Annotated in this window: 22 protein-coding genes and 1 pseudogene; 8 read left to right on the top strand and 15 right to left on the bottom strand. The window is 61.2% G+C overall.

The window, feature by feature from the left end:
* A pseudogene (locus AC1DCM_RS20555) lies at nt 1-379 on the top strand (lipoyl synthase); the annotation flags it as partial.
* Between the two features lie 112 nt (nt 380-491).
* Nucleotides 492-1,253: a DUF4191 domain-containing protein gene (locus AC1DCM_RS20550; protein WP_442005554.1), complete on the top strand. Its 762-nt coding sequence runs from the start codon at nt 492-494 to the stop codon at nt 1,251-1,253.
* Nucleotides 1,254-1,384: 131 nt separating this feature from the next.
* Here AC1DCM_RS20550 and AC1DCM_RS20545 read toward each other — a convergent pair whose 3' ends face one another.
* Nucleotides 1,385-1,822 carry an RDD family protein gene (locus AC1DCM_RS20545; protein ID WP_442005555.1) on the bottom strand — a complete coding sequence of 146 codons (438 nt, stop codon included), beginning with the start codon at nt 1,820-1,822 and terminating at the stop codon, nt 1,385-1,387.
* Between the two features lie 325 nt (nt 1,823-2,147).
* Here AC1DCM_RS20545 and glnA point away from each other — a divergent pair, with 325 nt between their 5' ends.
* Nucleotides 2,148-3,572 (top strand): type I glutamate--ammonia ligase, encoded by a 1,425-nt coding sequence (glnA, locus tag AC1DCM_RS20540; RefSeq protein ID WP_442005556.1) that lies wholly within the window; start codon nt 2,148-2,150, stop codon nt 3,570-3,572.
* 166 nt (nt 3,573-3,738) lie between these two features.
* Here the strand turns inward: glnA and AC1DCM_RS20535 are convergent, their stop codons facing one another.
* The 5 genes from AC1DCM_RS20535 to AC1DCM_RS20515 form a co-directional block, all read right to left on the bottom strand.
* Nucleotides 3,739-4,092 (bottom strand): hypothetical protein, encoded by a 354-nt coding sequence (locus tag AC1DCM_RS20535; protein ID WP_442005557.1) that lies wholly within the window; start codon nt 4,090-4,092, stop codon nt 3,739-3,741.
* A gap of 570 nt (nt 4,093-4,662) precedes the next feature.
* A complete protein-coding gene (locus AC1DCM_RS20530; protein ID WP_431120185.1) occupies nt 4,663-4,878 on the bottom strand; it encodes an AsnC family protein in 216 nt (71 codons plus the stop codon).
* A gap of 4 nt (nt 4,879-4,882) precedes the next feature.
* Nucleotides 4,883-5,464, bottom strand: coding sequence for a GNAT family N-acetyltransferase (locus AC1DCM_RS20525; RefSeq protein ID WP_477519510.1), 582 nt, complete (start codon nt 5,462-5,464; stop codon nt 4,883-4,885).
* 12 nt (nt 5,465-5,476) lie between these two features.
* Nucleotides 5,477-8,488, bottom strand: coding sequence for a bifunctional [glutamine synthetase] adenylyltransferase/[glutamine synthetase]-adenylyl-L-tyrosine phosphorylase (locus AC1DCM_RS20520; RefSeq protein WP_477519509.1), 3,012 nt, complete (start codon nt 8,486-8,488; stop codon nt 5,477-5,479).
* A 9-nt stretch (nt 8,489-8,497) separates the two neighbouring features.
* Nucleotides 8,498-9,838, bottom strand: coding sequence for a glutamine synthetase family protein (locus AC1DCM_RS20515; protein WP_224089573.1), 1,341 nt, complete (start codon nt 9,836-9,838; stop codon nt 8,498-8,500).
* Nucleotides 9,839-10,026: 188 nt separating this feature from the next.
* On the opposite strand from AC1DCM_RS20515, the gene panB reads away from it, so the two are divergent.
* On the top strand, nt 10,027-10,932 hold the full coding sequence (gene panB / locus AC1DCM_RS20510; protein WP_442005560.1) for a 3-methyl-2-oxobutanoate hydroxymethyltransferase: 906 nt from the start codon (nt 10,027-10,029) through the stop codon (nt 10,930-10,932).
* A 25-nt stretch (nt 10,933-10,957) separates the two neighbouring features.
* Here panB and AC1DCM_RS20505 read toward each other — a convergent pair whose 3' ends face one another.
* Complete coding sequence (locus tag AC1DCM_RS20505) at nt 10,958-11,122, bottom strand: SPOR domain-containing protein (RefSeq protein ID WP_216922998.1); 165 nt, start codon at nt 11,120-11,122, stop codon at nt 10,958-10,960.
* Nucleotides 11,123-11,231: 109 nt separating this feature from the next.
* Between AC1DCM_RS20505 and map the strand changes: the two genes are divergently transcribed.
* The 3 genes from map (at nt 11,232) to AC1DCM_RS20490 (ending at nt 13,762) form a co-directional block, all read left to right on the top strand.
* Complete coding sequence (gene map, locus AC1DCM_RS20500) at nt 11,232-12,110, top strand: type I methionyl aminopeptidase (protein WP_442005561.1); 879 nt, start codon at nt 11,232-11,234, stop codon at nt 12,108-12,110.
* Between the two features lie 73 nt (nt 12,111-12,183).
* Nucleotides 12,184-12,987: a polyphosphate--glucose phosphotransferase gene (ppgK, locus tag AC1DCM_RS20495; protein ID WP_442005635.1), complete on the top strand. Its 804-nt coding sequence runs from the start codon at nt 12,184-12,186 to the stop codon at nt 12,985-12,987.
* A gap of 7 nt (nt 12,988-12,994) precedes the next feature.
* Complete coding sequence (locus AC1DCM_RS20490) at nt 12,995-13,762, top strand: SDR family oxidoreductase (protein WP_442005562.1); 768 nt, start codon at nt 12,995-12,997, stop codon at nt 13,760-13,762.
* Here AC1DCM_RS20490 and nrdR read toward each other — a convergent pair.
* The 3 genes from nrdR to AC1DCM_RS20475 all read right to left on the bottom strand — a co-directional run bounded on the left by nrdR (nt 13,759) and on the right by AC1DCM_RS20475 (nt 16,383).
* Nucleotides 13,759-14,280, bottom strand: a complete 522-nt coding sequence (gene nrdR / locus AC1DCM_RS20485; protein WP_442005563.1) for a transcriptional regulator NrdR — start codon at nt 14,278-14,280, stop codon at nt 13,759-13,761. The two genes, AC1DCM_RS20490 and nrdR, sit on opposite strands and share 4 nt — an antisense overlap.
* A 194-nt stretch (nt 14,281-14,474) precedes the next feature.
* Nucleotides 14,475-15,848, bottom strand: coding sequence for a histidinol dehydrogenase (gene hisD / locus AC1DCM_RS20480; protein ID WP_442005564.1), 1,374 nt, complete (start codon nt 15,846-15,848; stop codon nt 14,475-14,477).
* 4 nt (nt 15,849-15,852) lie between these two features.
* A complete protein-coding gene (locus AC1DCM_RS20475; protein ID WP_477519508.1) occupies nt 15,853-16,383 on the bottom strand; it encodes a hypothetical protein in 531 nt (176 codons plus the stop codon).
* A gap of 114 nt (nt 16,384-16,497) precedes the next feature.
* On the opposite strand from AC1DCM_RS20475, the gene AC1DCM_RS20470 reads away from it, so the two are divergent.
* Complete coding sequence (locus tag AC1DCM_RS20470; protein WP_416418636.1) at nt 16,498-16,998, top strand: flavin reductase family protein; 501 nt, start codon at nt 16,498-16,500, stop codon at nt 16,996-16,998.
* Nucleotides 16,999-17,007: 9 nt separating this feature from the next.
* On the opposite strand, the gene dnaE is transcribed toward AC1DCM_RS20470, so the two are convergent.
* The 5 genes from dnaE to AC1DCM_RS20445 form a co-directional block, all read right to left on the bottom strand.
* Nucleotides 17,008-20,565, bottom strand: a complete 3,558-nt coding sequence (gene dnaE, locus AC1DCM_RS20465) for a DNA polymerase III subunit alpha (RefSeq protein ID WP_442017566.1) — start codon at nt 20,563-20,565, stop codon at nt 17,008-17,010.
* A 69-nt stretch (nt 20,566-20,634) separates the two neighbouring features.
* Nucleotides 20,635-21,561, bottom strand: coding sequence for an RluA family pseudouridine synthase (locus tag AC1DCM_RS20460; protein WP_442005567.1), 927 nt, complete (start codon nt 21,559-21,561; stop codon nt 20,635-20,637).
* Nucleotides 21,554-22,162, bottom strand: a complete 609-nt coding sequence (lspA, locus tag AC1DCM_RS20455; RefSeq protein ID WP_477519507.1) for a signal peptidase II — start codon at nt 22,160-22,162, stop codon at nt 21,554-21,556. Before lspA ends, AC1DCM_RS20460 begins: the two co-directional genes overlap by 8 nt.
* A 99-nt stretch (nt 22,163-22,261) precedes the next feature.
* Nucleotides 22,262-22,960 carry a DivIVA domain-containing protein gene (locus AC1DCM_RS20450; RefSeq protein WP_477519506.1) on the bottom strand — a complete coding sequence of 233 codons (699 nt, stop codon included), beginning with the start codon at nt 22,958-22,960 and terminating at the stop codon, nt 22,262-22,264.
* A gap of 170 nt (nt 22,961-23,130) precedes the next feature.
* Complete coding sequence (locus AC1DCM_RS20445) at nt 23,131-23,418, bottom strand: YggT family protein (protein WP_442005570.1); 288 nt, start codon at nt 23,416-23,418, stop codon at nt 23,131-23,133.
* Nucleotides 23,419-23,482 lie beyond the last annotated feature (64 nt).

The raw sequence follows: 23,482 nt of genomic DNA, 5'->3' as shown, positions 1-23,482 counted from the left end.
GGGCATGGTGACCAAGTCCAACCTGATCCTGGGCATGGGCGAAACCCGCGAGGAAATCTCCGAAGCCCTCCGCGATCTTCACGCGGCCGGGTGTGATTTGATCACGATCACCCAGTACCTGCGCCCCTCCGAACGGCACCTGCCGGTGGACCGGTGGGTCAAGCCCCAGGAATTCGTGGACCTCCAGCACGAGGCCGAAGAAATCGGCTTCCTCGGTGTCATGTCCGGTCCGCTGGTCCGCTCCTCCTACCGGGCCGGGCGTTTGTGGGCCACCGCGATGCGCAAGAAGGGCTGGGAAATCCCCGCCGCCCTGGCCCACATCGAGTCCTCCGGCACCACCCGCCAGGAAGCCTCCACCATCCTCGCCGCCCACGCCTGACCCCGGGTCGGCAACACTTCACCGGCAACACCATGAAGCAGTACCGAAGGGCCGGATGCCAAGCGTAATGGCGTCCGGTCCTTCGACGTCCATCACGTAGAATTAAGGCACTATGGCGAATTCCTCTGATTCCAGCAAATCGACCCCCTCGGCCGACGCCCCCAAGCGTGGGCTGTTCCAGCGCAAGCCCAAGGAAGCCAAGGCCAAGAAGCCGAGCCAGCTGAAGCAGATCGCTGAAGTCTTCAAGATGACCCGGCGGAATGATCCCCAGGTTGTGTGGATCATGCTGCTGGCATTCCTGGCAGTGGTTGCCGTGGCCTTCCTCGTCGGCTTCCTCCTGGACAACTGGGTTACCGGCCTCATCATCGGTATTCCCTTGGGTCTCCTGGCCGCCGTTTTCATCCTCTCCCGTCGCGCAGAGAAGGCTGCATTCGCGCAGATCGAGAACCAGCCTGGTGCTTCCGGCGCGGCCTTGGGTACTCTCCGCCGCGGCTGGGTCACCCAGGACCAGCCTGTCGCGGTCAACCCTCGCACCCAGGACGCCGTGTTCATGGCAATTGGTCGTCCCGGCGTCGTTTTGGTCAGCGAAGGTCCCACGCACCGTGTCAAGCCGCTGGTGGAAGCTGAACGTAAGCGACTCACGCGCATCCTGCCCAACGTCACCATCCACGTTCTGGAATCCGGTCGCGGTGAGGGCCAGGTGCCTTTGAACAAACTCGCCAAGACCATGGGAAAGATGAAGAACGAACTCACCAAGGTGGAGGTCAACGCTGTGTCCAAGCGCATCAACTCCCTCGGTACCCGCCTGCCGATCCCCAAGGGCATCGACCCCTACAAGGCCCGCCCGGACCGCAAGGCTGCACGCGGACGCTGATTGTCCGTAGGTGCTTGATTGCCTATACGAAAAACCGCCCTTGTCTCAAACGAGACAGGGGCGGTTTTTGTTGGTTTTGCTTATTTATTGGTGCTTCTATGGGGTTGCTTCCAACCGCGAGGACTGAAACGCTACATCCGAATGAGGATGGTGTTCATCGCTTTATCATGAATTCCACGCTGATCCGGATCAAAGATGACTGCGGGGATAACCAGGCACAGGAGCAAAGTGCGCACCACAGCGGCGAGGGGTCCGGCCGGGCCTCCCCCCAAGCGGACCACATGGATCCCGGCAATCCTGTGGCCAATGCTGTAGCCGAGGGTGCCGATCAGCAGAATCTGCTCCGCAGCAAAGATGGCGAGCGTTGCCCACTGGTTTCCACTAAATGCGAAGTTGCTGATGACCAGGGCGATCGTCCAGTCGATCACGATTGCCAGGATTCGCCGTCCGGCCCGCGCCATCGAGCCTGGTCCGGCCTCAGGAAGGCCGAGTCTCTCACCCGGGTATTTAGAGATGCCGGATGTGTCTGGCCCGCTCAGCCAGGAGCCTATGTCTTTTCGATCAACCACCCTCCAAGCCTAACGGCTGCCGGACTGACGGTCCGACGTCGTAGGGCACCTATCGTGCCTGCGCCTTCGCTTAGCTGGGGCCAAAGTGTTCGCCCACTGGACCCGCTTGGACCTGACACAGGAAAGCCGACTACCGTTTACACAACAGATCATTCTGTAACCTGCCCGAAACAATACTGACACTCCCGGGAAATCCCATCTCCCTAAGGTGGTATGAGTTGCTAGCCACCGCGGCAAGGGGAATTTTTTGTGTCTCCGGGCCTCCGGCATGGGCTGGCTCACGCGGCCTTCCGGGCCTGTTACTTGATATGCATAAGGAGCATAGATGTTCAAGACTGCGGACGAAGTCCTCAAGTTCATCAAAGACGAAGACGTCAAATTCGTCGATATCCGCTTCACCGACCTTCCGGGCGTCCAGCAGCACTTCAATGTGCCGGCAAAGAGCGTAGACCACGACTTCTTCGTGAACGGTCAGCTCTTCGACGGATCTTCGATCCGCGGTTTCCAGGGCATCGCTGAATCCGACATGCAGCTCATCCCGGATGTGACTTCGGCTTTCATCGACACATTCCGCATTGAGAAGACGCTGGCGCTGAACTTCTCGATCGTGAACCCCCGTACGGGCGACCCCTATCACCGCGACCCCCGTGGCGTAGCCGAGAAGGCTGAAGCCTACCTGGCTTCCACCGGCATCGCGGACACGGCGTTCTTTGCTCCCGAGGCAGAGTTCTTCGTCTTCGACAACATCCAGTACCAGTCCTCCCCGCAGGGCAGCTTCTACAAGATTGACTCCGAAGAAGCCCACTGGAACACCGGCCGCAAGGAAGAGGGCGGAAACCTCGGCTACAAGACCCCCGTCAAGGGCGGTTACTTCCCGGTTTCCCCCACCGACAAGCAGGCTGACCTCCGCGATGCCATGTGCGTTGAACTGGACAAGGCCGGCCTTGAGGTCGAGCGCTCCCACCACGAAGTTGGCTCCGCCGGCCAGGCAGAGATCAACTACAAGTTCACCACGCTGACTGCAGCTGCTGACGACCTCCAGAAGTTCAAGTACGTCATCAAGAACACTGCGGACGCATGGGGCAAGTCCGTAACCTTCATGCCGAAGCCGGTCTTCGGTGACAACGGCTCTGGCATGCACTGCCACCAGTCGCTGTGGAGCAACGGCGATCCGCTGTTCTACGACGAGAAGGGCTATGCCGGCCTCTCCGACACTGCCCGCTGGTACATCGGCGGCCTGCTGAAGCACTCCTCCGCGGTCCTCGCGTTCACCAACCCGACCGTCAACTCGTACCGCCGTCTGGTCAAGGGCTTCGAAGCTCCGGTCAACATGGTGTACTCCCAGGGCAACCGCTCTGCTGGTATCCGTATCCCCATCACGGGCTCCAACCCGAAGGCCAAGCGCATCGAATTCCGCGCTCCGGACCCCTCGTCCAACCCCTACCTGGCCTTCGCTGCCCAGCTGATGGCCGGCATTGACGGCATCCGCAACCGCATCGAACCCCCGGCTCCCATCGACAAGGACCTCTACGAGCTCCCGGCCGAGGAAGCCAAGGACATCCCCAAGGCTCCGGGTTCCCTGGAAGAAGCCCTTGAGGCCCTGCGCGAGGACAACGAGTTCCTGCAGGCTGGCGGCGTCTTCACCCAGGACCTGATCGATACCTGGATTGACTACAAGTACGAGAATGAGATTCGCCCGCTGTCGCTGCGCCCGAACCCGTACGAGTTCGAGCTCTACTACGGCGTCTAGCAACTCCCGCGGCTAAACCAGGTTTAGCCTACGCGGAACCCACCAAGGTTCCCGAATAAGAAGGGCCGGCAACAGGTTTTGTACCTGATGCCGGCCCTTCTCTTTGTCTTTTTGCTGCTGCTACCGCCGAATCAGCAAGATCCGTAAGGCTGTGGCGAAGTGCTAGCTACTCGGATTCCTTGCCCTGATCCCGGTCCCGGATGTTTTTTCCGAACTCGTCCAGCTTCTCCTTCACCACCTTTGCGGCATCTGCAAGACCCTTTTCCGCGCTGCTCAGGGGATCCAATTGCAGGTAGACGTGCCGATCGATGGGGAGGTCGTACTCGTCCTTCAAATGCGTGCCGCCGGAGACGCCATCGAGCGATAAATATACGAGCGCCTCGGTTCTTGCGATGCCCGCGATCGTCCCGAAGACAACCGTGAAATCGTTGGGCTGAAAGCTAATGGATTGACCCACGTGGCGGCGATCCAACTCTCCAGCAGGAATAGCCTTCTCAAACGAACTTCCGTTGTATTCCATGTACTTCTCCTAAGCATCGAGAGCAGTTACGGAACGAGTCTATAAGGCTTTTCAACGGACGAACCAGCACCTTGCCTTGGTCTTTAGTGCCTTGTTTTCGGGACTTCACCGGGTTGTTCCGGGGCTGCGCAGTCCGCGCAAAACACCTGATCGGTTTCTTCACCGCAGCACTGACAGCGGTGAATCAGTGCCGCTTGCTCAATCACATAGGTTGTCATAGCAAACATGGTGCCTACCAGGGGTAGGTCAGGGCACGAGTAGTGTGTACTCGTTTTTTACCCTTCGGGCACAGCCGGCTACTTGGTTTCGAAAAGGCCCTGCGCTCCCCCGTCACCCTGCCGCCATTCGGCGTCAGTAAAGGTTGCGAAACAGCGCCGGCACGCATAGACGTCGCCGCGGCCATGCGGCGAAGACCAGTGCGGGCCCGCCTGCTCACACCGGAAGCACGACGCATCTGAGAAGGGTGCCCCCTCCGAATCCCGCCTGACTGTCACGCGAGAATCCTAAGGGACAGCATGCCCGCTCGAACAGACCCTGGGGGATGCCCGGCATTGGTCGTTCGAACTGGTCCTACTGCTTCCCGTACTTCTTATGTACCGCCTGCTTGGTCACGCCGAGGCAAAGTGCGATTGCCTCCCACGATAAACCGGACTGCCGGGCTGCGCGTACAAGGGAGGCCTCGGCCCTGCCAACTTCCTTGTGGAGTTCCGCTACCGCATACAGCGCCTCCGCGGGCCCCATACCATCCATTGATCCAACAAGGGTTTTCATTCTGTCCACCTCCATGCCGTCAACCATAGTTGACTCCATGATCTTCGTCAACATTTGTTGACGGCTCACCCGGGGACGAAATTTCAGCATGCTCAAAGGCCCTGTACATGATGCGTTGCGGGCCGGAGTTGCCGCCGAGGTAGCGGCCAGCATCCACAAAGCCAGCTTTTGCATAGGCTGCAATGCCTGCAGGGTTGCGCTCGTTGACGGAAAGCACGACGCCGGCCTGATCACCACCGCGCCTGGCTGTCAGTTTCCGGGCCTCGCCTACAGCAGCCTCCGCAGCCAGCGTCCCGAGGCCCCGACCCTGGCATGTTGAATCGATAAGGAATCCCCTGAGAAGCCACACGGAATCGTCATCCTGCCATCCCGCAAGGCGCGCCGCTCCAGACTGGAGGGTCAGGACTCCGACACCCACTCCTTGAGCCTCAATCACGTAGGGCAGCCGTGACTCCTCTTCGAGTCCGACCAACATCATGCGCAGGGGGTCCCCCACAAAATCCCGCTGGGCTGGCTCCACCGCCATTTCCGCCACAGCGCCCAGCTGGATGTCGCGGGCATCATCGTCCAGCAGCTTGAGCGGAATAAGCCAGATACTCATCACCAGCCACCCTCAATTACCGTAGAACTCTTTTTCGAACACAGCCCTGGCCCGGCGGCTAAGGCGCAAGTAATCCTCCTCGAACTGTCCCGCGGCTCCGGGCGCGTAGCCACACCAACGTGCCACAGCTTCAAGATCCCTCCGTGAGGATGGAAGAACATCCGATGCCCGGCCCGTCACTATGACGTTCGCCGAGCGGATTCGGCTGGCGAGCTTCCACGCCTCCCGTAAGAGTCCGGCGTCGTCCTTGCCAACAAACCCAAGGTTCTCGGCCGCGGCAAGTGCCTCCAACGTGGACGTAGTGCGCAGCTCAGGCTGCTTCCCCGCTTGCTGCAACTGGATGAGCTGGACCAGCCATTCAACATCGCTCAATCCACCGCGGCCAAGCTTCACGTGGCGCGCCGGATCAGCGCCTCGAGGTAGCCGCTCCGATTCCACGCGGGCCTTGACGCGCCGGATTTCCCTGACGTCCTGCTCGGAGAGTTCAGCCGGGTAACGAATGGGATCAATAAGCTGGAGGAAGGCCACTGCCAAGTCGTCTGAACCGGCCATGGGACGCGCCCGCAGCAGTGCCTGCGATTCCCAGATGAGGGACCACCGGCGATAGTACTCGGCATAGGACTCCAAGGACCGGACCATGGCGCCGTTCTTCCCTTCCGGCCGCAGGTCCGCGTCTACCATCAACACCCGCTCGGCCATGATCGCGGGCTTTAGCGGCTGGGTAAGAAGGCTGGAGACTTTGGCGACTATCGCCGTCGCCTGTTCCTGGGCTTCCTCATCCGTGAAGCCGGGCCGTGCTCGGTGAACGTACATGACGTCGGCGTCTGAGCCGTAGCCGATCTCACGGCCACCTTGCCGTCCCATCGCCACCACCAGAACCTCTGTTTTCAGAGGATCGTGCTGGGTAGCGATAGCTTCTGCCACGTGCAGGGCTCCGAGCACGGCCGCCCGGTCTGTTTCGGCCAACGCCAGCCCCACGGCGTCCTGGTCCAGCAACCCGGCGCTATCGGCAATCGCGGTCCGCAGTATCTCCCTGCGACGAATCAACCGGATGAGGCGCATGGCACTTTCCGGATCCGGGTGCCGCGACAATTTGGACCGGATTTCCTGCCATTGCGCCTCGAACGGGACAGGAGCCAGGTCCTTGTCGCTGCCAAGCCACGCCACGGACTCCGGTGAGACTTCCAGGAGGTCCGAAATGAGGCGGGAATTGGCAAGTACCTGGCAGAGGCGTTCGGCTGCCGCTTGGGAGTCACGAAGCATTCCCAAGTACCAGTGCGTGGTCCCCAACGCTTCGCTGACCCTTCGGAAGGCCAGGAGCCCTGCGTCGGGATCCACGCCCTCGGCAAGCCAGCCCAGAAGAATAGGGAGCAACTGCCGTTGAAGTGCCGCACGCCGGCTGACCCCGGCAGTCAGCGCCTCAATGTGACGCATCGCGCCCTTGGGGTCAAGGTAACCGAGGGCAGCAAGACGGCCCTGGGCAGCTTCCGGGCTCAGCTTGGCGTCTTCGCTGCTGAGTTTCGCGGCGGTGTTGAGCAATGGACGGTAGAAAATACGCTCATGCAAATCCCGCACGGACCGTTTGGTCTTCTGCCAGGTCGCCATCAGCTGGTCGGGATGCGGGCGTTCAAGTGAGAAGGGCCCCAGGACAGCCTTGGCCAACACCCGCTGCGCATCCTCCGCCACGGGCATGAGATGGGTGCGTCGCAACTGGAACAACTGAATCCGGTGCTCCAAAAGCCGAAGATAGCGATACGCGTTGTCGAAGCCGGCGGCGTCGGCACGCCCGATGTAGCCCCCGGCCGACAATGCCGCAATGGCCGACGTCGTGTCACGGCAACGAAGGGACTCGTCCGACTTGCCGTGAACCAGCTGCAACAACTGCACAGTGAATTCGACGTCGCGCAGCCCACCACGTCCCAACTTGATCTGCCGCTGTTCCTCGGCGGCCGGAATGTAGTCGGTGACCCGGCGCCTCATGGCCTGGACGGATTCGACGAAGCCATCACGGCCGGCGGACGCCCACACGAGTGGCTCCACTGCCTTTTCATAGCGCTGGCCCAGTTCCCGGTCACCGGCAATCGTGCGTGCCTTCAGCAACGCCTGGAATTCCCAGCTCTCAGCCCATCGGGCGTAATAGCTCAGGTGTGAAGGAAGGGTCCGCACCAACGGCCCGGATTTTCCTTCCGGGCGAAGGTTGGGGTCCACTTCCCACAAACCCGGCTCGGGTGCGGATGAGGAAATCGCCCGCGAGATGCCGGAGGCCAGGGCGGTGCCGATGGTCGCGGCGCGGGCGTCGTCCAACTCCTCTGCCTCAATGACGTAAATGACATCGACGTCGGAAATGTAATTAAGCTCGCGGGCACCACATTTGCCCATGCCAATGACTGCGAGTCCGACGTCGGCCACCTCCGAGGCGTCGAACTGGGCCGCCGCCTCGGCCCGGGAAACGGCAAGGGCAGCTTCAATGGCGGCTCCAGCGAGGTCGGCAAGCTCTGCACCCACGGCGGGCATGAAGTCTTGCGGCGAGGCAGCGCAGAGGTCCTTGATGGCAAGCTCTGTTAGCCCGCGGCGGTATGCCGTCCGCAAGGCCGCATACGCCGGAAGCCCCGTCAACCCGGCCACTGGACGCTGCGCACCCGGCTCGGCCTTGACCGAACGAAGGAGGAGGGACCTGAGCTCTTCGCTTGATGCCGGAAGGGGCTCCGGGCTTACCCGGGCCTCAAAAACATCCAGGTGCTCCGGCCTGCGCATGAGGAACTCCCCCAGCGCCTCCGATGCCCCCAACAGCCGATACAAGGATTCGCTCGTGTCAGGGTCCGCGCCGGCCAACTTCTTGAGGCCGGGATTCTTCTCAATCAGCCGGACCAGTGATTGCAACGCGGTATCCGGGCTCGCCGCCAAGGAGAGCCCGGCGAACAGGGCATCCTGCTCGATCCCTTCGAGTTCCGGGGCAGCGAGAAAACGTTCGCCCTTTTCCAGGTCATTGAATCCGGCTGATATGAGCCGACGTGCAAGGCTCATTCGCCCTGCCTACAGTATGCCGAGGTTGCGCTGCAGCTCGTACGGCGTGACCTGGAGGCGGTAGTCCTGCCATTCTGCGCGCTTGTTGCGCAAGAAGTGTTCAAAGACCTGTTCACCCAGAATCTGGGCTACCAACTCCGATTCCTCCATGGCACGAATGGCATCGTGGAGGCTGGCCGGCAGCGGAGCGTGGCCCATGGCTTTGCGCTCCGCGGTGGTTAGCGACCAAACGTCATCCTCGGCAGCTGCCGGAAGCTCGTAGCCTTCCTCGATACCCTTCAAACCGGCGCCCAAAAGGACGGCGTATGCCAGATATGGGTTGGTGGCGGAGTCGATGCCGCGGTACTCGATGCGCGCCGACTGGCCCTTGCCGGGCTTGTACAACGGCACTCGCACCAGCGCGGAGCGGTTGTTGTGGCCCCAGCTCAAATAGCTCGGTGCCTCACCGCCGCCCCAGAGCCTCTTATAGGAGTTCACGAACTGGTTGGTGACCGCCGTGAATTCGGGAGCGTGCTTGAGGATCCCGGCGATGAACTGGCGGGCAGTCTTGGACAGCTGGAACTCCGCGCCGGCCTCAAAGAAGGCATTGGTGTCGCCCTCGAAGAGCGAGAAGTGTGTGTGCATTCCGGAGCCGGGGTGGTCCGTAAACGGCTTGGGCATGAACGTGGCATACGTGCCCTGCTGCAGGGCGACTTCCTTGATGACCGTGCGGAAGGTCATGATGTTGTCCGCAGTCTGCAGGGCATCCGCGTACCGCAGGTCAATCTCGTTCTGGCCCGGCCCGCCCTCGTGGTGGCTGAACTCCACCGAGATACCGACCGATTCCAGCATGGTCACCGCGGTACGGCGGAAGTCCTGCGCAACACCACCAGGGACGTGGTCGAAATAGCCGCCTTCGTCAACGGGGACCGGCGCACCATTGGGGCCAAGCTCCTTTGACTTCAGCAGGTAGAACTCAATCTCAGGGTGCGTGTAGCAGGTGAAACCCATATCCGCGGCCTTGGCAAGGGTCCGCTTGAGGACGTTTCGGGGATCTGCTGCCGACGGTTCCCCATCCGGCGTTAAGACATCACAGAACATTCTGGACGTTTGCTCGGTCTCACCGCGCCAGGGAAGGATCTGGAACGTTGAGGGGTCCGGCTGTGCCAGCATGTCCGACTCAAAAACCCGCGCCAGGCCCTCAATCGCTGAACCATCGAATCCCAGGCCCTCTTCGAAGGCACCTTCAACCTCAGCCGGCGCAAGTGCCACGGACTTCAGTGAACCCACGACGTCGGTGAACCACAAGCGTACGAAGCGCACGTCACGCTCTTCGATCGTCCGCAGAACGAACTCTTGCTGGCGGTCCATAGGGCCTCTTTTCCGGTTCGGTGTCCATGCCGCAGTTCCCATCATTGAAGCCACGGCAGCTCAGACTTCACTCTACTAAGCATTCGGGAGGAATGCCGCCGCAGTAGCTGCGCGTAACACAGCGTTTACAAACAGTGACCCTTGGCACACTGCTGGCAGGCGCCGTCGGCACGGCTTAGGCTCTATCCATGGCCCCAAGCAACCTTCCTGAGTCCACCACGCCCGCCGAAGTCCCCGCGCCCTATGGCACCGGCCCCACGGCGGCAGCCCAGGCATCGCCAGCGGGCGCCAAGAAGCAGGTCAGCAGGGTGCGCATCCATCACCTCCAGCAGGCCAAGGACAACGGCGAGCACTTCGCCATGCTCACCGCATACGAGCAATACACCGCCGAGATCTTCGACCAAGCAGGGATCGAAGTCCTCCTGGTGGGCGACTCCGCCTCAAACAACGTCTTCGGCAACGAGACCAGCCTTCCCGTCACTGTGGACGAACTGCTGCCCTTGTGCCGTGCCGTAAGCCGCTCAGCCAAGCGCGCCCTGGTCCTGGCGGACCTGCCCTTTGGCAGCTATGAGGTTTCAACCGAGCAGGCAGTCGCCACAGGCGTCCGCTTCCTCAAGGAAGGATTGGCCCACGCGGTCAAAATCGAAGGCTCTGCCTACTATGCGGAGACCGTGAAGGCCATGGTCCAGGCAGGCATTCCTGTCATGGCCCACATTGGATTCACTCCCCAAAGCGAACATTCCCTGGGTGGCTACCGGGTCCAAGGCAGGGGCGAGGACGCCCAGCGGCTGATCGAGGACGCAGTTGCCCTGCAGGACGCTGGCGCTTTCAGCGTCCTCATGGAAATGGTGCCCGCGGAAACTGCCGCTGCCGTGGATGCCGCATTGCGCGTACCGACCGTAGGCATCGGAGCCGGCAAGAGCACCACAGGCCAAGTGCTGGTCTGGCAGGACATGGCCGGACTGCGTGGGGGCAAGATGGCCAAGTTCGTCAAGAAGTACGCAGACCTGCGCACCACGCTCACGGATGCCGCCGCAGCTTTTGGAGAGGACGTCAGGTCCGGAGAATTCCCCGGACCCGAGCATTCCTTTTAGCTAAGTCCGTGGTGCGCCAGTAGAGCTAGTCGTCGTCCTGGGCGTCCCAGGCGTCGTTGCGTTGCTTGACCTTTTCCAGCGCATGTTCGGCTTCTTCCCTGGTCTTATAAGGGCCAATCAGCTGTGTCCAATCGGACATGGCGTCCTCTTCGATCTCATGCGTCTTGACGTTGTACCAGTACTCCGTCACGTCTCCTCCTCATTGCGTCGGCCCTCAAACGCGTAACGTTGGCGTCAGTCACGCGGACCCGGCCGCACTTTGTTACTTGCGTCTCTTGCCTGCCTTATATGATCAATCTATGCCTTCTCTTGCTTCGACCGCACCCATCGGCACGCTCACTCCGGGAATCATCAGCCCTGAACGGGCTGTCCCGGCGTCGATCCCCCGCCCCGAGTACGTGGGCAAGAAGGCACCCAGCAAGTTCACCGGCTCCGAAGTGAAGTCAGCGGAGACCATCGAGAAGATCCGTATTGCCAGCAGGATCGCTGCCCAGGCCATCGTTGAAGTTGGCAAGCACATTCAGCCCGGCGTAACGACGGACCAGTTGGACATGGTTGGCCACGAGTTCCTTGTGGACCACAACGCCTACCCGTCCACGCTGGGCTACCGGGGCTTCCCGAAGTCCCTGTGCTCTTCCCTCAATGAAGTCATTTGCCACGGCATCCCGGATTCCACGGTGGTACAGGATGGCGACATCCTGAACATTGACATCACCGCGTTCATCGGCGGGGTGCATGGAGATACCAATTACACTTTCCTGGTTGGCGACGTGGACGAGGAATCCCGTTTGCTGGTTGAGCGGACGCAGGAGTCACTCAACCGGGCCATCAAGGCCGTGGCCCCCGGCCGCGAAATCAACGTAATCGGCCGCGCGATCCAGTCCTACGCCAAGCGCTTCGGCTATGGCGTGGTGCGGGACTTCACGGGCCACGGTGTTGGTGAGGCTTTCCACACGGGCCTCATCATTCCGCATTACGACGCAGCCCCGGCGTACAACACCGTGATCGAGGCAGGCATGGTCTTCACCATCGAACCCATGCTTACCCTTGGCACGATCGAATGGGACATGTGGTCCGACGACTGGACGGTTGTAACCAGGGACCACAAGCGCACGGCCCAATTCGAACACACCCTGCTGGTCACCGAGACCGGCGCGGAAATCCTGACCCTTCCTTAAGCTGTCTGGAAGGTCCATCGCAGCCGCGGGCGGCTGCGCCATGCCCACCCCTCCTGCCATGATCGGAATTGCATTGTCCAAGAAGGATGAGAAGACCCACAAGAACCCTCCGCTGATCGGAATCGATATCGGCGGCACGGGCATCAAAGGCGGCATCGTCGACCTGAAGAAGGGCAAGCTGATCGGCGAACGCTTCCGCGTTCCCACGCCGCAGCCGGCTACCCCAGAGGCAGTCGCCGAAGTGGTGGCAGAGATCGTCAAAGAACTTTCCAGCCGCCCCGACGCCCCTGCCGCTGATTCGCCAGTGGGTGTCACCTTCCCGGGCATTATCCAGCACGGTGTGGTCCACTCCGCTGCGAATGTGGATAAGTCCTGGCTTGACACGGACATCGACAAGAAGTTTACGGAGCGGCTGGGTCGGCCGGTTGAGGTCATCAACGATGCCGACGCAGCAGGTCTCGCAGAGGCCCGCTATGGCGCCGGCGAGGGCGTGGACGGCACCGTCCTGGTCATCACGCTCGGCACCGGCATCGGCTCCGCCTTCATTTTCAATGGTCAATTGGTTCCCAACGCCGAGCTCGGCCACCTCGAGGTGGACGGATTCGACGCCGAAACCAAGGCATCAGCCGTGGCCCGCGAACGCGATGGCTTGAGCTGGGACGAGTACGGCGTGCTGCTCAACCGCTACCTGCAGCACGTCGAGTTCCTGTTCTCCCCCGAGCTTTTCATTATCGGCGGCGGCATCTCCAAGCGCTCGGATGAATACTTCCCGCACTTGCAATTGCGCACCAACATCGTCACAGCCAAGTTAAAGAACGACGCCGGCATCGTGGGCGCCGCCCTTGAGGTCGCCTTGCACCACAAACTCGCCAAGTAGCCGCAGGGTGACTGTGGACAACGACGCCATAGCCGGAATCGCGATCGTCACGGGTGCCAGCCGCGGAATCGGCGCGGCAGTTGCAAACGCTGCGGCACGTTCCGGATATGGCGTCGTGGTCAACTACTCCTTGGATGCCGAGGGTGCTGATGCAGTGGTCAAAGACATCCAGGCGCAAGGGGGCAAGGCACTGGCCGTGCAGGCCGACGTCAGCCAGCCCGCCGACGTCGGGCGTTTGTTCGACGCAGCCGCAGCGTGGGGTCCTGTAACAGCGGTCATCAACAACGCGGCCATTACCGGCAACCTCATTGGAACACTTGCCGACGTGCCTGCCGAGACAGTGCAGCGTGTCATGGACGTGAACGTCGCTGGCATGATCTTCATGTGCCAGGAAGCGGTTCGGAGACTCTCTACCGAGAACGGCGGCCCTGGTGGTTCGATCATCAACATCTCCTCGACGGCAACAAAAGCAGGCTCCCCCCGGACATGGGTTCACTATGCGGCGTCGAAAGGTGCGGTGGACGTTTTGACGGTGGGCCTGGCAGCGGAAGTGGCAAAGCAGGGCATTCGTGTCAACGCCGTGGCTCCGGGCAGTACCAACACCGGGCTCCACGCAGCTGCAGGAATGCCCGACCGCGTCGAGAGGCTCAATCCAACCATTCCGATGGGCCGGGGCGCTGAACCTGAGGAGGTGGCCGCGGCTGTGATGTGGCTAATGTCCGGCGAGGCCGGCTACATTACTGGAGCGGTACTCCCCGTATCAGGCGGCCGCTAGAGCTGGCTTTTCTCGGAACCTTTGGCTTCCTTGGCCCCGGCTTTGGCGTGGGTCCCCGCTTTTGCGTGCGCCTCGGCCTCATGCCGTAGCAAAGATATTGCGGATTCGAAGTCTTCGAGTGACTCGAATGCTTGATAGACGCTGGCGAACCGCAGGTACGCCACCTCATCCAGTTTCCGCAACGGACCGAGAATTGCCAGGCCTACTTCGTGGGCGTCGATTTCAGCGGCACCCGAAGAGCGGATGTTCTCCTCGACTTCCTGCGCCAGCATGGCGAGATCGTCTTCGGTGACAGGGCGGCCTTGGCACGCTTTCCGCACACCGCTGATGACCTTGATACGGCTGAACGGCTCCCCGACTCCTGAGCGCTTGATGACGGACAGGCTGGTGGTTTCCACCGTGGTGAAGCGTCGCCCGCATTCAGGGCATTGCCGGCGGCGCCGGATGGAAGTTCCGTCGTCGGCCATGCGGCTGTCAACGACGCGTGAGTCAGGATTCCGGCAGAACGGACAGTACACGCTGGGCCTCCCTGATCAGCTCCGGCCCACGTCCCAGCGGCAGTGTGCCGGAAACGCAAAGGTGCCGGAAGATTTCCTTCCGGCACCAGTTTACGTTCGATGACACTGTAATGACAAGCTTGTAATTACTACATGTAGTGGTGTTGACCCGTATATGTTGTGGTCAGGTCCCGTTTACCCTGCTGGTTTCGATGTCAGCGTTGCCCGCTGAAGCGGATCCTGACTGCATCCCCATGGCCTGGAAGGTCCTCGGCCCCGGCCAAACTCACGATGTGGCCGCTGACCTGTTCCAGAGCCGCACGGTTGTAGTTGATGACCTGCACTGCGCGCAGGAAGGTGGTGACGTTCAGCCCCGAGGAGAAGGCAGCCGTGCCGCTGGTGGGCAGCACGTGGTTGGATCCGGCACAATAATCGCCAAGGCTCACGGGACTGTAATCCCCCACGAAAATGGCGCCCGCGTTACGGATCCGCGCCGCCACCGCCGGTGCGTCCGCCGTCATGATCTCAAGGTGTTCAGCGGCGTAGGCATTGCACACGGCAATCCCCTGCTCCAGGTCATCCACCAGCACTACACCCGATTGCGGACCGGAGAGTGCCTCAAGGACGCGTGCGCTGTGCTTCGTGGCGGCTGCCTGCCGCGCCAATTCACCCACGACGGCGTCCGCCAGGTCAGCGGAGTCCGTCACCAGGACAGAGGCGGCTTTGGGATCGTGCTCCGCCTGGCTGATGAGATCGGCAGCCACGAGCGCGGGCTGGGCAGTGGAATCGGCCAAGATAGCGATCTCGGTAGTCCCCGCCTCGGAATCGATGCCAACGACTCCCTTCACCAGCCTCTTGGCAGTGGCGACGAAAATATTGCCAGGCCCGGTGACGAGATCCACAGGCTCGATAGGAGGCACTCCCTCCGAACCGGGGATGCCGTAGGCAAACGAAATGATTGCCTGCGCACCGCCAATTGCGTAGACCTCATCGATGCCCAGCAGCGCTGCCGCCGCAAGGATGGTGGGGTGCGGGAGTCCGCCGAAGTCCTTTTGAGGCGGTGACGCCAAGGCGATGGATTCCACACCTGCAGCAACCGCGGGAACCACGTTCATGATCACCGAGGAGGCCAGGGGCGCGAGGCCACCCGGGACATACAACCCAACACGCCCCACGGGAATCCAGTTCTGGCTGACAACCGCGCCATCAGCCAAAGCGACGTCAACATTGGCCGGACGCTGCTGATCGGCGAACTGCCTCGCCCGGCTGATCGACTCTTCCAGCGCGGCGCGGACAGTGGGATCAATATCAGCCAGGGCCTTGGCAAGTGCCTCCGCCGGTACACGCGGGTGGGACTGTTCAACGCCGTCGAAGTTCCTTGCAAGTTCCGTCAGCGCGGCGAAGCCACGGCTACGAACAGCTCCCATGATGTCCAGGACCTTCTGCTCCGCATCGGCCATCGTCTGATGCTTGGCCCTGGGTACCGCGGCGCGCAGCTCAGCCAGGGAGAGGTGGCGGCCGCGGAAATCGATACTGCGGAAATTCAAGGATGCAGTGGCAGGGGCGGAAGTATCCGAAGAAGTGGTCACCCGCCTATTTTACGGGCTTCCTGGAAAGAACCCCGAACAGCGCAAGTACGAACGTCACGAAGGCGATGGCGCCCGGCCACAAGACGAGGACGGCGTACGAGCGGAGGGTGAAACCGTATTCCGCACCCAGTGAAGGATCCGGAGCGGGGCCCCACAGCTGCCCTGCAACCAAGCCAACCACCCAGGCAACCGCAGCGCCGGCGGCTCCCCCTGCCAGTGCCAAGGCCAGCCGCCTGCCGCCCCCAGTCCCCTGGAGCTTTCCGTCGAGCAAGAGGCCAGTGACACACCCGGCCACCAACATCAGGGCGGCAAGGGCCAGATCGCGCGGCAGCCACGAAGCCGGGTTGGCAGGATTTGCCAGATCGGGGTTGCCCGAAACCAGGTTCCCCCCGCCCGGGGCCAGGATCCACCAGAGAATTCCTATGACTACCCCCGATGCCGCCGGCAGGACAAGCCACAGGGCGTCCCGCGAACGCCGGGGAGTTGCGGCGTCGGTCTGGACTTCCGCGGGAACGTGCACAGTGGGCTCAGTCATGGAACTCACATTAACAAAGGTTCGTGTGTGCTCATTAAAATGGAGAAGTGGGGCACAGGGAGGAATACCCTGAGAGAAAGACGCCCCCGACCCAGTTCCAGGAGATTCATCAACGTGGCAAGCGAACTATCCGGCTTCGAAAAGACGTTCAGGGAAATGTTTCGCCGCCATGCCGCCGGGGTGGCCATCATCACAGCCAACCTGAATGGCAAGCCTTTTGGCTTCACTGCCACCTCCGTTGCATCCCTGTCCGCCGAGCCGCCACGTTTCACCTTCAACATGGCCCGAAGCTCAAGTTCCTGGCCGGCCATCGCCAATGCCAACTACATTGGCGTGCACATGCTCGGACTGGAGAACCAGGCGCTGGCAGATCGCTTCGCCAAGACACGGGACCGCTTCGAAGGCGACCACTGGGAGCCAGGTCCTTACGATGTGCCCATTCTCAAGGACGTAGCAGGTTGGCTGGTGGGAAAGATCCAAATGCGGTTGTCGTTTGAGAACAATGCTGTGGTGGTCGTGGAGGTCGTCGACGGCCAGGTGGGCGACGACGGCGCTCCCCTGCTCTATCACGGTGGCGGCTATAGCCAGCCGAGGCCGTTGGACTACGAAATCTAGCCTTCTGGACTAATTATCCAGGCAGGCCGGACCCAACAGCACCTTCAGGTCGCCGAAGAGCGATGGGCTGGGGTTGACCCTCATGTGCACGGGAAGCCCCATGACCTCCACTTTGGTGTCCCCCATGAGCTTAAGCCGCACCTCGGAGTTGCCCCGATGCGTCCGCAACACATCCCGAAGGTCGGTAACCACTGCCTCGGTGGCCTTGAACGTTGGAATGGTGATCACCACCGGTCCGTTCACGCTCTCACTGAGGTCCGGCACCGAGAGTTCCATGCAGTTCAGCGTCACGGCTCCATCATCCCTGCGCTGCAGGCGCCCCTTGACCACCACGATCAAGTCTTCAGCCAGGACGGAAGCGATGGGTCCGTACACCTGACCGAAGAACATGACCTCCATGGAGCCGCCCAGGTCTTCAATCTCGGCACGGGCGTAGGCGTTGCCACTGGCCTTGGCGATCCTGCGGCTCAACGACGTGATCATGCCCGCGATGGTGACAATCGCGCCGTCGTGCGGTCCGTCCTCGGCAATGATGGAAGTAATGGACTGCTCCGCATGCTGGCTGAGGACGCCTTCCAAGCCCTGCAAGGGGTGGTCCGAAACATAGAGACCCAGCATGTCGCGCTCGAAGGACAGCTTGTCCTTCTTCTCCCATTCGGGGAGGTCCGGAATTTCCGTGGTCAGCGAAGCTTCAGGTTCCTGGTCCTCGAAACCGGCGAAGAGATCGAACTGGCCGATTGCTTCGTTGCGCTTGAGGGTGATGACGGAGTCGATGGCCTCTTCATGGATCATGGCCAAAGCACGGCGATGATGTCCCAGTGAGTCGAAGGCACCAGCCTTGATCAAGGATTCGATGGTGCGCTTGTTGCAGACAACTGCAGGGACCTTCATCAGGAAGTCCTTGAAGGATGTGTAGTTGCCTTCCGTAGTCCGTGCAGAGACCATGGCTTCCACCACGTTCACGCCGACGTTTCGGATGGCCCCCATGCCGAAGCGGATGTCCGTTCCCACGGGAGTGAAGTTCAACGAGGATTCATTGACATCCGGCGGAAGAACGGTGATGCCCATCCGGCGGCACTCGTTGAGGTAGATAGCGGACTTGTCCTTGTCATCACCAACGGACGTGAGCAGGGCAGCCATGTACTCGGGCGCATAGTGTGCCTTCAAGTAGGCAGTCCAGTAAGAAATGACCCCGTAAGCGGCCGAGTGCGCTTTATTGAAGGCGTAGTCGGAGAACGGAAGCAGAATGTCCCAGAGCGTTTTGACGGCGGCCATGGAGTAGCCGTTGTCCTGCATGCCTTGGGAGAAGCCGGCGAACTGCTTGTCCAGCTCCGATTTCTTCTTCTTGCCCATGGCACGGCGCAGGATGTCGGCTTGGCCCAGCGAGTAGCCGGCAAGCTTCTGCGCCACCGCCATAACCTGTTCCTGGTACACGATCAGGCCGAAGGTCCCGCCCAGGATCTCCTTGAGCGGCTCTTCCAACTCCGGGTGGATGGGAATCACTTCCTGGATCCCGTTTTTGCGCAGCGCGTAGTCGGTGTGGGCGTTGGCACCCATGGGTCCAGGCCGGTACAACGCGAGAACTGCGGAGATATCTTCGAAGTTGTCAGGCTTCATGAGCTTGAGGAGGGACCGCATGGGTCCACCATCGAGCTGGAACACACCCAAGGTGTCACCACGCGCCAGAAGCTCGTAGGATGCAGCATCGTCGAGTTCCAGGTTTTCCAGGTCCAGGTCAACGCCGCGGTTCATCTTGATGTTTTCCAGGGCATCCGAAATGATCGTCAGGTTTCGGAGGCCGAGGAAGTCCATCTTGATCAGGCCGAGGCCTTCGGACGTCGGATAATCGAACTGGGTGATGACCTGGCCGTCCTGGAAACGGCGCATGACAGGAATGACGTCGATGATGGGATCCGAGGACATGATGACGCCCGCCGCGTGAACACCCCACTGGCGCTTCAGTCCCTCAATACCCAGCGCGGTCTCGAAGACTTTGGCGGCCTCGGGATCGGTGGCGATCAGCTGGCGGAAATCTCCCGCTTCGCTGTAGCGCTTGGATTCCGGGTTCTGGATGTCCGCCAAGGGAATGTCCTTGGCCATGACCGCCGGCGGGAGTGCCTTGGTCAGCTGCTCGCCCATACTGAACGGGTAGCCAAGCACACGGGAGGAGTCCTTGAGCGCCTGCTTGGTCTTGATGGTTCCATAGGTGACGATCATCGCCACGCGCTCGTCGCCGTACTTCTTGGTGACGTAGTCGATCACCTCGGAGCGACGGCGATCATCGAAGTCGACGTCAAAGTCGGGCATGGAAACGCGGTCCGGGTTGAGGAAGCGCTCGAAGATCAGGCCGTGCTGGAGCGGATCAAGGTCAGTAATACGCATGGCGTAGGCCACCATGGAACCTGCACCGGAACCACGCCCCGGACCAACACGGATCCCGTTGTTCTTGGCCCAGTTGATGAAGTCGGCGACCACCAGGAAGTACCCGGGGAAGCCCATGGAGGTAATGACCCCGAGTTCGTAGTCAGCCTGCTTGCGGACATTGTCCGGAATGCCTTGGGGATAGCGGTACTTAAGGCCGGTGTCTACTTCCTTGACCAGCCAGGAGGTCTCGTCTTCCCCGGGAGGACAAGGGAAGCGCGGCATGTAGTTGGCGCCGGTGTTGAACGAAACTTCGCAGCGCTCGGCGATGAGCAGCGTGTTATCGCAGGCCTCCGGGTGATCGCGGAACAGCTCACGCATTTCCTGCGGAGATTTCAGGTAGTAGCCACTGCCCGAGAAGGCGAAGCGGGAGCCGCCGTTGTCGTACGTCGGCTCCAGGAGCGTGGAGCCGGACTGGATGGCCAACAAAGCTTCGTGGGCCTTGGCATCGTGTTCATGCGTGTAGTGGAGGTCATTGGTGGCCACCAGCGGGAGGTTGAGCTCCTTGGCAAGGCGCAGGAGATCCCCGGTAACGCGCCGTTCAATGTCCAGCCCGTGGTCCATCAGTTCGCAGAAGTAGTTTTCCGCCCCAAAAATGTCGCGGAACTCTGCGGCGGCTTCGACAGCCTCGCGGTAAAGGCCGAGCCGCAGCTTGGTCTGGACTTCCCCGGAAGGGCAACCGGTAGTCGCAATGAGCCCTTCGGAGTACGTATTGAGCAATTCCCGGTCCAGCCGCGGCCACTTACCAAAGACAGAATCCAGCGATGCGATGGACGAGGCCCTGAACAGGTTCCTCATGCCGACGTTGTTGTAACTCAGGAGCGTCATGTGGGTATACGAGCCACCACCAGAGACATCGTCCTTACGCTGGCTTTCGTCGCCCCAGCGAACGCGCTCCTTATCCCCGCGGGCAGTACCCGGGGTCACATAGGCCTCGACGCCGATGATCGGCTTGATGCCCTTGTCCGTGGCCTTGCGCCAGAAGTCGAACGCACCAAAGAGGTAGCCATGGTCAGTGGTAGCCAGGGCCGGCATGCCCAGGCGTTCGGTTTCATCGAACAGCTCACCCAGGCGGGCCGCTCCATCCAGCATGGAGTATTCGGTGTGGGTGTGCAGGTGGACGAACGAATCATTGCTGGAAGTCACCACGACAGTCTACCGTCCCGCCTCCGACAAAATAGGGAACCTTGGACCGGGCCGGCCCGGAAGGATTGCCTAGGCTGAGCCCGTGGCCAGCAGGTCCAAGGCGTATTGAAGGTCCGCTGGGTAGTCGCTGGTGACTTCCACCCACTCGCCGGTCCGCGGGTGCGTGAAGCCCAGTTGCCGTGCATGAAGCCACTGTCGGGTGAGTCCCAAGTTTGCTGCAAGACGGGGATCAGCACCGTAGGTGAGATCGCCGGCGCAAGGGTGCCGCAAAGCAGAGAAGTGGACCCTGATCTGGTGCGTCCGGCCCGTTTCCAGGTGCACCTCCACCAACGTAGCTTTACCAAAGGCTTCCAGAACCTCGTAGTGGGTCACCGAGGGCCGGCCGTCTTCTATAACTGCAAAGCGCCAGTCGTGGCCAGGGTGGCGGCCGATCGGGGCATCAATAGTGCCCTCAAGTGGATCCGGAAGTCCTTGGACAACCGCGTGGTAGACCTTGTCCACCGTCCGCTCCTTGAAAGCCCTTTTGAGGACCGTGTAAGCATGCTCCGTCTTAGCCACAACCATCACGCCGGAAGTGCCGACGTCGAGCCTGTGGACAATGCCCGCACGCTCGGGTGCTCCCGACGTCGAAATCCGGTACCCGGCTCCAGCCAGGCCGCCGACCACCGTGGGTCCCACCCAGCCCGGCGACGGATGCGCCGCTACTCCCACTGGCTTGTCGATGACAACGAATTCCTCGTCATCCAACAGGATCTTCAAGCCTTCCACAACTTCCTCCACGACTTCCAGGGGATCCGGCCGCTCGGGAACCGTGACGTCCAACACCGCGCCCGCAACAAGCTTTGCCGATTTGCCGAGAGCCGCACCGCCACTGGTGACGTTGCCTTCGGCAATCAGCAGTGCCGCAGCAGAACGGGAAATGTCCAGCAAACGTGCAAGTCCAGCGTCAGCCCGCGCTCCTGCAAGGTCCTCAGGCACCACAAGCGACTCACTCACCGACGCTCTCCTCATTGGAGCCCCCAGCGGGCTCGGCTGGCTTGGCTGTTTTTGGTGCTGCCACTTGCCGGGTGCCGTCCATGCCCACCCCGCGCAGGGTCAGCAGGCAAATGATCACAACGCCGGACACCACGGCTGAGTCGGCGATGTTGAAGATGGCAAAGTTCGGTACCTGGATGAAATCCACCACATGACCCATGGCAAAGGACGGTTCACGGAACAATCGATCCGTCAGATTGCCCAATGCGCCACCGAGCAGCAGCCCAAGCGACAATGCCCACCAGGCGGAGCCGAGCCGCCGCAACTGCAAAAGAATGGCAACGGAAACCCCGGCCATGACGATCGTGAAGACCCATGTGACATTCTCACCAATGGAAAAAGCAGCCCCGGAATTGCGGATGTAGTACCAGTGCAGCAACGGTGGCAGCACTGGAATCCGCTCACCTTCCGTCATGGTGCTGGTCACCCAAAGCTTGGTGAGCTGGTCAAAGGCGTAGGCAAAAACTGCAAAACCCGCAAAGAGCCAGATCATTGCAGGACGCCATTTGCGTCGGACGGGAAGTGCCGGCCGCGATGCGTCGTCGGTGAGGTCGTCGGTCATAGTGCTTTCGTTCGTGGAGCGTTGTGGGCTGCTACCAGGGTGTTAACAGCAAAAGCCGGTGGCAGAGGAGACCTCAGCCACCGGCTTTTAGAATACTTGCTAAACGTCTGCGGTTGCTTCGCCGACCTCAGGGGCAGCGACGGAACCACGGGCGTCGAGGTCGCGCAGCTGGCCCTCGATGTAGGCCTTCAGGCGCGAGCGGTAGTCGCGTTCGAAGCCACGGAGCTGCTCAACCTTGCGTTCCAGGACCGAACGCTGCTGCTCAAGGGCGCCAAGGATCTTGCGGGACTTCTCCTGGGCGTCGTTGACGAGACTGGAAGCCTCGATCTGCGCCTCAGCGATAATCTTTTCCTTCTGCTGTGCACCGTCGGCAACGTGCTTGTCGTGCATCTGCTGCGCCATGGCCAGCAGTCCTGCAGCGGACTCAGCAGTAGGCGTCACACCGTTGCTGGGAGCAGGTGCCTTGGCAGCGGCGGCAGCCGCAGCGGCCTGCTCGGCTTCCTTCTTCTTGGCAGCTTCAGCAGCCTTCGCCTCGGCTTCCGCCTTGGCCTCGGCTTCCTTGTCCACCTTAACCGGGGCCGGAACCTTCTCGACGACCGGAGCCGCAGCAGTTGCCGCGGGCACAGCCGAGCCAGCTTSGCCGAGCTTCTTGCGAAGTTCGTCGTTCTCCTGGTTCAGGCGGCGCAGTTCAACCACGATCTCGTCGAGGAAGTCATCTACCTCGTCCTGGTCGTAGCCTTCGCGGAACTTGGTCGGCTGAAAGCGCTTGTTGACAACGTCTTCTGGCGTCAAAGCCATCTGGTCACCTCGTTGGTCTAGTTAGTCAGTAGGCCTTCCGGCCGTTCAAAACTACGGTACCTAAATATCATCTGGTTCCTCCAATTCAACACCATCGTGTTGAATTGGAGAATTTGCGGCCTTCGAACCCTCGCGAGCCCTCGGTTCCGCGGTACAGCATCAGTGCGCAGCTACGCCAGGCCGCTGCTCACCGCCATGGCGATGCTCACGGCGATAATCAGGATCAGGAAGCCCAGGTCCAAGGAGATTCCACCCATTTGCAGTGGCGGTATCAACCTGCGAAGCCTTCTCAGTGGTGGGTCTGTCACGGAGTAGACAACATGGGCTGTTACCAATGCCACACCGCGGGGCCGCCATTGACGGGCGAACATCTGAACCCATTCGAAGATCAGCCTGATGATAAGGGCAATGAAAAACAGCAACAACACAATATAGATAAGGCCGAAAACAATGCCCACGAGTTAGCTCAGATCTCCCACTTGTTCCGGAATGCCGATCAGTCCCTGCTCTTGAAACGCCGAC

The sequence above is a fragment of the Paenarthrobacter sp. 10N417 genome (assembly GCF_056394745.1).
The sequence above is the reverse complement of the archived record's forward strand: the minus strand, read 5'-3'. Positions and strand labels throughout refer to the sequence as shown.